This is a genomic window from Lentzea rhizosphaerae (genome assembly GCF_042649515.1).
In the GTDB taxonomy this organism is placed as follows: Bacteria; Actinomycetota; Actinomycetes; order Mycobacteriales; family Pseudonocardiaceae; genus Lentzea; species Lentzea aerocolonigenes.
In genome coordinates, this window is sequence record NZ_JBHRZI010000010.1 from 35,387 (window position 1) to 46,656 (window position 11,270).

Sequence of the window (11,270 nt, forward strand, 5' to 3'; positions counted from 1 at the left end):
CTCCCCTTTCGTCAGGCGGGAACGAGTTCGAGCGGCAGCCGCTGGAGACGGCGGATGATGTTGTTCAGACCCCACTCCGGCTCCCCGGCGGGCACGATCTTCTCGACGCGGGTGACGAGGGCCTGCAGCATCGACTGGACCTCCAGCCGGGCCAGGCCCTGCCCCGCGCAGCCGTGCGTGCCGCGGCCGAAGCCCAGCTGCCGGGAGGCGTCGCGGCGAATGTCGAACGTGTCGGGGTCCTCCCACTCCAGCGCGTCGCGGTTCGCCGAGGCGTAGAGGACGAGGACGCGTGAGCCCGCGCGCAGTGCGGTCCCCGCCACCTCGGTGTCCTTCGCGACCTTGCGGCTGAAGGCGCGCAGCGGGGATTCGTACCGCACGACCTCGTTGACGGCGTTGGGAATCAGGCCGGGGTCGTCCTTCAGGAGCTGCCACTGGTCGGGGTGCGCCGCGAACAGGTGCAGGGCGCTGGCGATCGCGCTGAGCGTCGTGTCGAGCGAGGGCACGAGGTAGTCGATCATCAACGCCGGGCACTCGGAACGGGCAATCTTGCCTTCGTCCGCGGCGCGCAGCAGGTCGTCCCCCATGCTGCCGGCCAGGACCGATCGTCGCCGGACGACACCTCGCGCGAAGCGCATCACGCCGAGACCTCGCAAGGATGCCGCGGCCGCTCGCGCGTTCAGCGGGCCCAGTGCGTCGAAGGTCGCCGCGCCCCAGCTCAGCAGGTTCTTCCGGTGTTCCTGCGGCCAGCCGACGAGATCGGGAACGACCGCGGTGGGCAACGCCTCGGCGATGTCGACGCCGTCGACGTCGCGCCGGGCCAGCGCCGCGTCGACGATCTCGGCTGCCTGGCGTTCCACGGTTTCCGTCATCGTGCGCAGTGCCCTGGGCGTGAGCCGGTGCGCCACCAGGGCACGTCGGCCGGTGTGGTCCTCGCCGTCGCTGTTGAGCGTCGTGCCGCGCGAGAGCCGGTTCGTGACCGGGTTCAACGCCACACCCTCACCCGAGGCGAAGGTCTTGTCGTCCAGCAGCACGGCTTTGCACTCCGCGTAGCGCGGCAGCGCGTACACCTTTTGCTTGGGCAGCCACACCACCGGCCCGAGCTCGCGCAGCTTCGCGTAGTGCGGGTACGGGTCGAGGATGGCCTGCGTGGAGTAGATGTCCGGCGCGTACGCCGGGACGTCAGGGCGTCGGGGCAACGTTGCTCCTCACGGTGAACCGGGGCAAAGAAAGGCACAGCCGGGAGAGGCTGTTGCTCGTGCTCAGCACCGCGCCGTCCGGGCGGATGACGGCGGCGCGGGTGTGACCGGCACGAAGCCAGTGGTGCAACTCGTCAGAGGGCCGGGTGGTGATGACGACCGCGCCGCACTCCTCGATGGCGGTGCGTTCGGCTTCCGTGGGGGCGATCGCCGTGACGACGGCGAAGCGGGCAGCGGCCACGTCGTCCAAGCGGCGTCCGTCGTCGAGAACGGCGTTGGGGCACAGCCGTCCCGCCAGGGTTCGACGCAGGCGTGGCCGCACGACCAGATCGGAGCGGTGCAGCGGTGGTGTCTCGCTGTCGAGAACGTGGCGGGACAGGCCGGGGACGAGGGCCAGGCGTGGTGCCAGCACCCGGCGGAGGAGCTCACCGAACCGGCCGCCCTCGGTCATGGCCTTGCCCACCAGCTTGGCCGTCCGGATCATGGCGCGCGCGTGAGGCTTGCGCTCCACCTCGTAGGTGTCGAGCGCCTGTTCGGGCAGGGTCGCGCCGAGGACGCCCGCGAGCTTCCACGCGAGGTTCACGGCGTCACGCATTCCCGCGCCCATCCCCTGCCCCACGAACGGTGGCGTGAGGTGCGCCGCGTCGCCGAGCAGGAACACCCGCCGGTCGCGCCACCGGTCCGCGATCTGCGCGCGGAAGGTGTACTCGGCGACACGAACGACCTCGAGATCCTCGGCCGGGACGTCCTTGGTCCACGGCGCGATCAACCGGTGCAGCCGGTCCCCGCCGTGAAAGTCGCCGTCGCGGAAGTCGCCCTCGCTCTCGCCGGGCAGCAGGCGGAACTCCCAGCGGTAACGCGTTCTTCCGATGCGCATGTAGGTCGCGGCGCGGCCGGGGTCGCAGACCTGGTGCACGCCTTCCCATTCGCCGAGATCGGCGGTGGTGGCGATGTCGACCACGAGCCAGCGCTGGTCGAACCGGAGGTCCGTCATCGACGCGCCGATCGCCTTCCTGGTGAGGCTGTTGGCGCCGTCGCAGCCGAGCACGTAGTCCGCGTGGATCGTCTCCCGCTCACCGGTGAGGCGGTCGGTCACCTCGACCCGCACCGGTCCGGTGCCGTCCTGGACGATGCCGGTGACCTCGGTGTTGCCGCGGACCTCCAGTCCGGCGCGGAGGAGTCGTTCCAGGTCGGGCTGGTCGAACATGGTGGCCCGCGGAAAACCGTGACGGCCGGTGCCGCGGGGGCGCCGGAACTCGGCCAGCACGCGCAGGTCCGGGTCCAGCAACCGCAACCCGTGGCAGTGCCACGAGATGGCCGCGAACTCCTCGGCCAGTCCCATCCGCCCCAGGACGCGGTAGACCTCGTCGTCCAGGTGGACCGCGCGCGGCTGGGGGAAGACCGACTCCCAGCGCTCGAGCACCACGCACTCGACACCGTACCGGGCGAGCAGTCTCGCGGCGGTCAGCCCGGTGGGGCCCGCGCCGACGATCACCACGGGCACCTTCACGACGACAGGCCCAGCGCCGCGAGGTAGCCGGCGACGAGCACCGCGCAGACCACGGCCGGGGCGAGCTCGCGGACGCCGTCCCCGTTGCGGACGTGCGTGACCACCGCGCCCGCGAGCAGGAGCAGCAGGCCGACACCGGCAGAGGCCCCGAGCAGCGGCACGGTCAGTCCGATCAGGAGGCCCGCGGCGCCCGCCACCTCCAGCGCACCGATCCCGCGGTAGGCCGCGACGGAGAACCCGGCGTGAGTGGCGAGTTCACGCATGCGCGGCAACGCCAGCAACTTGGACACGCCGAGCACGACGAAGAGAACTGCCAGCAGAACGGCGAACACCGTCAACACGATCATGGTCTGTCCTTGGAGATCAGCTTCGGAAACGGCAGGAGATGGTGTAGCGGCCGAGGAGGTCCTTCACCGCGGACTCGTCCACTTCGGACGGAACGGTGACCGTCACGACGACGGTCCCGTCTTCGACCACCGCGTCGACGTCCACCGCTTCGAACCCGGCGAGCGCCTCGGAGATCACGCGACGGGTGGCGTCGGCGCGCAGCGGGAGCTTGTAGGGCTTGCCGATGTCGGTCACCGGCAACGCGTCGAGCACGGTGACGGCCTTCGGCGCGGCGGCGCGCTCGGGCACGCGGCCGGCAGCCCACGCCAGCAGCTCGTCCTCGGCCGCGGTCACTCCGGGGGCGAGGGTGACGTACGCGACCGGGACCTCGCCGGCGTGTGCGTCGGGGCTGCCGACCGCGCAGGCGGCCGTCACCGCGGGGTGCGCCAGCAGGGCGTCCTCGATGACGACGGGGTCGATGTTGTGGCCACCGCGGATGATGAGGTCCTTGGCCCGGCCCGCCAGGCTGACGAACCCGTCGGTGTCCAGGCGGGCGAGGTCGCCGGTGTTCAGCCAGCCGCCGGCCAGCTTGCCGCGACCGTCGAGGACGTGACCGCTGTGGTCGCGTGCGACGACGTAGCCGGGGAACACCGTCGGGCCGCTGATCGCCAGCACGCCGGTCCGGCCGGGCGGCAGTTCCTCTCCGGTGTCCGGGTCGACCACCTTCATGCGTTGGTACGGCATGCGCTGGCCGACCGCGTCCGGTCGTGGCGCGTCGGGGAAACTGCGTGCGCTGGCACAGGTGGCTTCGGTGAGCCCGTAGCCCTCCACGAGTGAAACTCCGCTGTGGGACTGGAAGTTCTCCCGCACCGCGGCGGGCAGCGGCGAGGCACCGACCATCGCGAAGCGCAGACAGGTGATGTCGGCATCGACCGGGCACTGCGCGAGAACCGCGTACACGGTGGGCACCGCACTCATCGCGGCGATCCGGTAGTGCTCGACGATCTGCCAGAACTGTCCGTACAGGGCGAGGTCGCGGTAGCCCAGCGGACCCGCCCACACCGTCGGCTGCCCCTTGAACAACGGTGCGAGCAGCGTGACGACCAACGCGTTGACGTGGAACAACGGCAGGGCCGCGAAAACGACCGAATCGTCGTCCAGCAACGAGTTGAGGGCGATCATCCACGCGTCGGCGACCTCGTTGGCGTGCGTGTGCGCGGCCAGCTTCGGCGCACCGGTGGTGCCGCCGGTGTGGAACAGGGCGGCCAGGTCCGACGACAACGGTGGCTCACCGGCGAAAGCGTCCGGGTCCGACTCGGCGGCGAGGTCGTCGAGGTAGCCCACGTGCACGCCTTCGATGGCAGGCAACGGATCCGCGGCACCTGCCGCACCGGTCGGCCGCAGCACGAGAACCGCGTCGAGCTCGCCCGCCAGTGCTTGCGCCCTGTCCCACACCTCCGGCGCCAGTTCCGGCCCCGCGGTGACCAGAACACGCGCACCGGACAGGCGCAGCAGCTCGGTGAGGTGGTCGCGGGACAGGGAGCCGTTGAGCGGCGCCGCGATCCCGGCCAGCTGCGCGGCCAGTGTCGCGGGCACGAGACCGGCGCAGTTGGGTGACATCAGCGCCACCGCGTCGCCGCGCCGAACACCCAGCTGCCGCAACAGGTTCGCGTAACGGTGGACGTCCGCCAGCAGTCCGGAGAAGGTGCGGTCGACGGGTTCACGCCAGCGGGTGGCATCGGGCAGCACGCTGATCGCCGTGCGCTCCGGCCACAGCCGGGCGGCGCGCACCAGCAGCGCGTAGGTCGACTCGGGCAGTCCCCTGTCGGCGAGCGGCACGGCCTCGACCGCGGACAGGTCGCCGGGTTCGGCGTAGCGCGGCCACAGCAGGTCGTCGGTCATCGCGCGTACCGCACCTTCGTTCGCTGGGTGCCGAGGTCGATCGCGCCGTCGCGGGTGGCGACGCGGGCTTCGACGACGTCGCCGTCTGCCAGGTACTTGGGGTTTTTGGCCTGTCCGTTGAAGAACAGCTTCCACTTCACCGCGGCGGGCAGCAGAGCGGCGATCTTCTCCACGGCCTTGGGCGGCGCGGACAGCGCGGTGCCGACAGGGGTCCCGGTCAGGACGAGATCACCGGCGTCCAGCCGCTGGAACCTGGTCAACGCGCGCAAAGCCTCGACCGGCCGGTAGATCATGTCGCTGCCGACGATCGAGTCCTGCCGGGACTCGCCGTTCACCGACAGCGTCAGCCGCAGGTCGGTGAACCGCCTGAGCTCACCGGCGTCGAGCAGCACCAGCCTGGGACCGACCGGGGTGAAGGTCGGGTACGACTTGGCTTCGTAGAACTGGGTCTGGGGCAGCTGGATGTCGCGAGCGGACACGTCGTTGGTCACGACCAGGCCCGCCACGAACTCGTGCAGGTTCGCCTCGGTGACCTCGGTGCCCACGGGCATCGCGCGGCCGATCACCAGCCCGATCTCGACCTCGTAGTCGAGCAGCCGCACGTGCGCCGGTTTCACCACGTCGTCGACCGGACCGCTGATCGACCCGGACGTCTTGCGGAAGAACGTCAGCGGCACGGACTTCGGATCCATCCCGGCATCCGCGACGTGCGAGGCGAAGTTGGTCATCTGGGCCACGACCCGGCAGGGCGCGGTGACCGGCGAGACCAGCGCGAGGTCCTCGACGCGGTCCGTGGCCGCGCCCGCGGCCGCGGCCGCGATGGCCGGACGGTCGGCCAGCAGCTCACCGGTGGTCGTGGCCGCGGTGCTGATCTTCACGGCTCCGCCGGCCGTGGTGACGTACCAGGCGTCGGCGGTGCGCAGAATCGACGTGCTCAAGGGTTCTCCTGGGAACGGGCGGGCTTGGCCGCGGTCACGTGCGGGCGACCTTCATCAGGCCCAGCAGACGGCGGAGGTCGAACTCGTTGTCGTCGCGCAGTGCGGCGAACACCGTGCGCAGCTCGCGCAGCGACTCCTTGCCCGGCTTGACGCCGAGGAAGTCGGCGGTGGCGGGCGGCCCCCACTGCGCGAGACCGGAGGCGGTCATCGGGGCCCAGCCCGGTTCGAGGGTGCAGTCGAACAGGTCGCCGTCGCTGAAGTGCTCGACCAGGAACCCGTCCGGGTCGCGCCAGTAGTCGAAGATCTGACTGCCCTGGACGTGCCGGCCGATGCCCCACGAGCGCTGGTAGCCGTGATCGTGCAGGTACTCCCCGCCCGCGGCCAGCGCGTCCAGATCGGCGACCTGGTAGGCCGAGTGCACGTACCGGTTCGCCGGCCCGAGCGCCAGCGCCAGCGTGTGGTGGTCGGCGGGGGTGGCGCCGCGGTCGCAGCGGATGAAGCTCATCACCGGGCCGCGCTCGCGCTGTCCCGGGTAGTACAGGAAGTCGCTGACGATCAGCCCGAGGTGCTTCAGGTACCAGTCCAGCGTCTGCCGGTACGTCGTCGTCTGCAGCACGACGTGCCCCAGCCGCTGCACCCGCGCGGGCTCCCGCAGCGGACGTTGCGCGGCATTGGTGCGCTGAGCCTCGTGACCGAAGTTGAACGTGTGCGGAGTCTGCGGCGGTAACGGGGGCAGGTCGTCGGTGCCGGAGACGACCCGCACTCGCAGGCCGCTCGGGTCGAGGAGGTCGACGGTGATCCCGCCCAGGGTCTCCGGGAGCTCGACGACCCGGCGCCCGGTGGCCTCGGCCAGCCGCAGCACGTCGCTCGACTCGGCTGCCCGGAACGCCGGACCGAGAAACGCCGACCGCGGCCCCTTGCGAATGATCACGCACGGCGCTCCCTCGTCGGTGCCGCGCAGGTGCAGCTCGTGCTCGGTGCGCAACGACGTGGCGAACCCGAACGCCCCCGCGAAGACCTCCGCGCGCTCCAGGTCGGGCTTCACGAACTCCAGCCAGGCCAGGTCCTGCACCTTGACGACCGGGTTCGTGGCGCGCCCCTGGTGTTCCCCCGAGAGCGCGCCGTGCTCACTGTGCAAGCCGGTGTGGGGATCGCGGTGGTCGATCACGGGCCGCTCCTTCCAGTAACTGATGACATCATCAGTTGCGTTGATGTCATCAGTCAAGCGTTTCTGATGACATCATCAGAAACGAGGAAGACGTCACACAGCGGCAGCGGACAGGCCGCCGATGAACAGCCACCGCTCCTGCGATCAGGCGGCCGACAGCCCGAGCGCACTCACCACCAGGGCAGCCACGGCGTCGCGGTGAGCAGGGCTGTCCTGCCAGCGCACGCTGCGTCCGGCCTCGACCACCACGCCGAACCCGGCGTGCACCAGCGCTCGCGCCTGGCGCGAGTCGAGTTCGGGACGCACCAGCCGCAGTTGCTGCTCCCACACGGCGATGTGCTCGCGCTGCGCGACGACCAGGGGCCGCTGCAGGCTGGGCGGCAGACCGGCGACCTCGGCGTCGGCGACGCTGGTGAGTGCGGTGTGCTCGAAGCTGTAGGCCACGTAGGTGGCCGCCAGCACGGTCACGGCGTCGTGAGGATCGGTGACGCCGCGGAGGTTCTGCTCCACCGCCTGGGTCAGCAGTCCGGCTGCCTGCAGGCAGGCCGCCGCCAGGATGTCGGCCTTGCCGGGGAAGTAGCGGTAGAGCGCGGAGGGAACCAGGCCCACGGCCTCGGCGATCATGCCGTTCGTGACGCTGGCGAATCCGTCCCGCTCGAACAGCGGGATGGCGGCCGCGAGGATCTCGGCACGACGAGTGCGGGGCACGGGCTGTGCGGGGAGTTCGACGCGGCGGGCGCTTCCGGCAACGGCCGCCGGGTCGGTCGCTGCCACGCGCAGGGCGGACGCCAGCAGCAGTTCTTCGGCCCTGCGCGGTGAGATCGAGGTGCGGTGCATCGTGATGGACCCGATCGCGCCGAGGGCCGCCGCGGCTCGCAGGTGCTCGTCGGGCAGCGGGTGCTCGCGTCGCAGCGCGCCGGTCACCCTGCCCACGACGTGCCGGAACTTCGTCCGGAGCACCCGGCGGTCCTCGCGGTTGAGGTAGCGGGCCTCCCACCGGTACACACCGCCCGAGGCACGATGGGCGACGGTGACCCGGGTGAGGGCCGCGAGCACGTCCGCCAACGCCGCTTCGGGAGCCACCTCGCCGAGAGCGGCGACCAACCGGTCCACCATCACGTTCGCACACTCGGCGAACAGCGCGTACTTGTTCGGGAAGTGCCGGTACAGGGCCGCCGCGGTGATGCCCACGCTGGCGGCGATCTCCTCCATGGACGCCGCGTGGTAGCCGTGCTCGCTGAAAGCCCGGCCGGCCGCGTCCACGATGAGCTGCCTGCGGTTGCGCGGCCGAGCGGCAGCAGCCGGCTCGGCGCTCACCGCCGCACCCGATCGGACGCACGCGAAAGCAAGCCCATGTGCGCCAGTGAACCACGGAACGAACCCGGCGTTCCCCCGACCGGCCGCCGTGTGATTCCTGATTTACATAATCCTTCTCAACCAGCCGCCCGGCGGGCATACTGACCCCCGCGATCAACGCCGATCCGGCAGCGGAGAGGAGTGGCCAGATGTCGGCCGCCGCGGTTCCCGCCTGGTCTTTCCGGCATCACTGGATGGCGCACGCCGCCACGCACGCGATGATGCGACCGGACAAGCCGGCACTGCGCCACCTCGGGCAGACCACGACCTGGGCGCAGTTGTCGCAGCGGTCGTTGCGACTGGCCGCCGCGCTCGCCGCCCGGGGCGTGGCGGAGGGCGACCGCGTCGCGATGCTCACCCTGAACCACCCGTGGTTCGTGGAAAGCGTGTTCGCGGCCAACAGCCTGGGGGCCGTGGCCGTCCCGCTCAGCTTCCGGCTCGCACCACTGGAACTCGGCCACGTCCTGGCCGACTGCACGCCGTCGGCCGTCGTCGTCGACGCACAACTGCTGTCGCTGTTCGAGTCCGTGCCGTGCGCCGCGTCGATCGGCACGGTGATCGTCATCGGAGAACCGGACGGAGTGCACGACGCGTACGAGGAGCTCCTGTCCGCTCACGAGCCGATGGAACTGCCCGATGTCAGCGAGGAGTCGACGGCGCTGATCATGTACACGTCGGGCACCACCGGCCGGCCGAAAGGAGTGCTGCTGTCCCATCGCAACCTGCAACTGCAGGCACTCACCTGCATCAGGGCGATGGAGATGTTCGACGACTCCGACATCGGCTTCCTGACCGCGCCCTTCTTCCACATCGCGGGTCTGGGTTCGATCGTGGCGAACGTCCTGGTCGGCGGCACCGTCGTGATCCACCCGCTGGGCGCTTTCGACCCGCGGGCGGTGCTCGACGCCTACGAACGCGAGGGTGCCACCGTGGTGTTCAACGTGCCGCAGCAGTGGGATCTGATCTGTGCCCAGCCGGACATCGGCGAGCGGGACCTGAAACTGCGGATCATCAGCTGGGGCGCCGCTCCCGCGAGCCAAGCGACGTTGCGTGCCATGGCCGAGAAGTTCCCCAACGCCCTGAACGTCGCCGTGTTCGGCCAGACCGAGACCTCGCCGATCACCTGCGTCCTGCGCGGCGAGGACTCGGCGCGCAAGCTCGGGTCCGTGGGCCGCCCGATCCCGACGATCCAGTACCGCATCGTCGACGACGACATGAACGACGTCGCCACGGGCGAGGTGGGCGAGATCGTCTACCGGGGGCCGACCGTGACGCGGGGGTACTGGAACAAACCGCGGGAGACCGCGGAGGCGTTCGCGGGAGGCTGGTTCCACTCCGGTGATCTGGTCAGGCAGGACGACGAGGGCTTCGTGTGGGTGGTCGACCGCAAGAAGGACATGATCATCAGCGGCGGCGAGAACATCTACTGCGCCGAGCTGGAGAACGTGATCGCGGAACACCCTTCGGTGCTGGAGGTCGCGGTGATCGGCAGGGCGGACGACCGCTGGGGCCAGGTGCCCGTCGCGTTCGTCACCCTCGCCCCCGGCACCGAGGTGTCCCTGCCGGAGCTGACCGGGTTCCTCGACGGACGGCTCGCCTCCTTCAAGATGCCCAAGGATCTCGTGGTGGTCGCCGGACTACCCCGCAACGCGGGCGGGAAGGTGACCAAGGATTTACTTCGCACCGTGGACGAAGAGCGCAGGGCGTCATAGCCCGAGATCGCGGCCGACGATCTCCTTCATGATCTCGGTGGTGCCGCCGTAGATCGTGGTGATGCGCGAGTCGAGGTAGTCGTGGGCGATGCGGTACTCGAGCATGTAGCCGTAACCGCCGTGCAGTTGAAGGCAGCGCCCGACGATGTCGACGTACTGCTCGGTGGTCCAGAACTTCGCCGCCGCCGCGTCCACGGCGCTGAGCTCGCCGCGACAGTGCCTGGCGAGCAGGTCGTCGACGTGGCTCCGGCTCACCCGGACGGCCGTGACCATCGAGGCCAGTTCGAAGCGCGTGTTCTGGAACGACCCGATCGGCCGGCCGAACGCCTTGCGTTGCTTGACGTAGTCGAGAGTGCGTTCCAGCACGCCCTCGGCCGAGGCCACGGCGTTGGCGGCGATCGAGATGCGTTCCTGAGGCAGGTTGCGCATCAGGCCGAGGAAGCCGGTTCCTTCCTCGCCGAGCAGGTTGGCGACGGGCACGCGGACGTCGGAGAAGAAGAGCTCGCTGGTGTCCTGGGCGTGCAGCCCGATCTTCTCGAGGTTGCGGCCGCGGGAGAAGCCGGCGCGATCGGCCTCGACGACGAGCAGGCTGATCCCCTTGTGACGGTGGGGGCCGGTGCGGACGGCGGTGACCACGAGGTCGGCGTTCTGCCCGTTGGAGATGAAGACCTTGCTGCCGTTGACCACGTAGCAGTCCCCGTCGCGCACGGCGGTGGTGCCGATCCCGGCCAGGTCGCTCCCGGTTCCCGGTTCCGTCATCGCGATCGCGACGATGAGCTTTCCCGCGGCGATGCCGGGCAGCCAGCGGGCTTTCTGCTCGGTGTTGGCCAGGCCGGTGAAGTACGGCACGACGATGTCGTTGGACAGCGCGACCCCGGCGAGCCCGTCGGACACCGGGTTGCGGGAGAACTCCTCACCGATCACCGCGTTGAAGCGGTAGTCGGTGATGCCGGCACCGCCGTACTCCTCGGGAATGCCGAAGCCGAGGATGCCCGCCCTGGCCGCCTCCTCGAACAGCGCGCGGTCGACCTTGCCCTCCGCCCGCCACCGCTCGGCGTGCGGCGCGGCGTGCTTGTCGACGAAGGCGCGGACCGTGTCGCGCAGCAGCTCGTGGTCGTCGTCGTAGAGCGATCGTGCGGCGGAGATCACGCTGCTCATCCG

The 11,270-nt window shown here is 70.4% G+C and carries 9 protein-coding genes; 1 reads left to right on the top strand and 8 read right to left on the bottom strand.

Annotated elements, in window-relative coordinates:
* Positions 1-11 precede the first annotated feature (11 nt).
* The 7 genes from ACFOWZ_RS06615 to ACFOWZ_RS06645 form a co-directional block, all read right to left on the bottom strand.
* Positions 12-1,196: a cytochrome P450 gene (locus ACFOWZ_RS06615; protein ID WP_382370190.1), complete on the bottom strand. Its 1,185-nt coding sequence runs from the start codon at positions 1,194-1,196 to the stop codon at positions 12-14.
* Positions 1,180-2,706, bottom strand: a complete 1,527-nt coding sequence (gene mhpA / locus ACFOWZ_RS06620) for a bifunctional 3-(3-hydroxy-phenyl)propionate/3-hydroxycinnamic acid hydroxylase MhpA (RefSeq protein WP_382370192.1) — start codon at positions 2,704-2,706, stop codon at positions 1,180-1,182. The genes ACFOWZ_RS06615 and mhpA overlap by 17 nt, the downstream gene beginning before the upstream one ends.
* Positions 2,703-3,053 (bottom strand): DoxX family protein, encoded by a 351-nt coding sequence (locus ACFOWZ_RS06625; protein WP_382370194.1) that lies wholly within the window; start codon positions 3,051-3,053, stop codon positions 2,703-2,705. The genes mhpA and ACFOWZ_RS06625 overlap by 4 nt, the downstream gene beginning before the upstream one ends.
* A 16-nt stretch (positions 3,054-3,069) precedes the next feature.
* A complete protein-coding gene (locus ACFOWZ_RS06630; RefSeq protein WP_382370196.1) occupies positions 3,070-4,935 on the bottom strand; it encodes an acyl-CoA synthetase in 1,866 nt (621 codons plus the stop codon).
* Complete coding sequence (locus ACFOWZ_RS06635) at positions 4,932-5,873, bottom strand: fumarylacetoacetate hydrolase family protein (protein WP_382370198.1); 942 nt, start codon at positions 5,871-5,873, stop codon at positions 4,932-4,934. The genes ACFOWZ_RS06630 and ACFOWZ_RS06635 overlap by 4 nt, the downstream gene beginning before the upstream one ends.
* A 34-nt stretch (positions 5,874-5,907) precedes the next feature.
* Entirely contained in the window at positions 5,908-7,041 is a 1,134-nt protein-coding gene (locus ACFOWZ_RS06640; RefSeq protein WP_382370200.1) for a VOC family protein, read from the bottom strand.
* Between the two features lie 144 nt (positions 7,042-7,185).
* Entirely contained in the window at positions 7,186-8,358 is a 1,173-nt protein-coding gene (locus ACFOWZ_RS06645; protein WP_382370202.1) for a TetR/AcrR family transcriptional regulator, read from the bottom strand.
* A gap of 188 nt (positions 8,359-8,546) precedes the next feature.
* Between ACFOWZ_RS06645 and ACFOWZ_RS06650 the strand changes: the two genes are divergently transcribed.
* Positions 8,547-10,109 carry a long-chain-fatty-acid--CoA ligase gene (locus tag ACFOWZ_RS06650; protein ID WP_382370204.1) on the top strand — a complete coding sequence of 521 codons (1,563 nt, stop codon included), beginning with the start codon at positions 8,547-8,549 and terminating at the stop codon, positions 10,107-10,109.
* Here the strand turns inward: ACFOWZ_RS06650 and ACFOWZ_RS06655 are convergent.
* Complete coding sequence (locus tag ACFOWZ_RS06655) at positions 10,104-11,267, bottom strand: acyl-CoA dehydrogenase family protein (protein WP_382370206.1); 1,164 nt, start codon at positions 11,265-11,267, stop codon at positions 10,104-10,106. The two genes, ACFOWZ_RS06650 and ACFOWZ_RS06655, sit on opposite strands and share 6 nt — an antisense overlap.
* Positions 11,268-11,270: the final 3 nt, after the last annotated feature.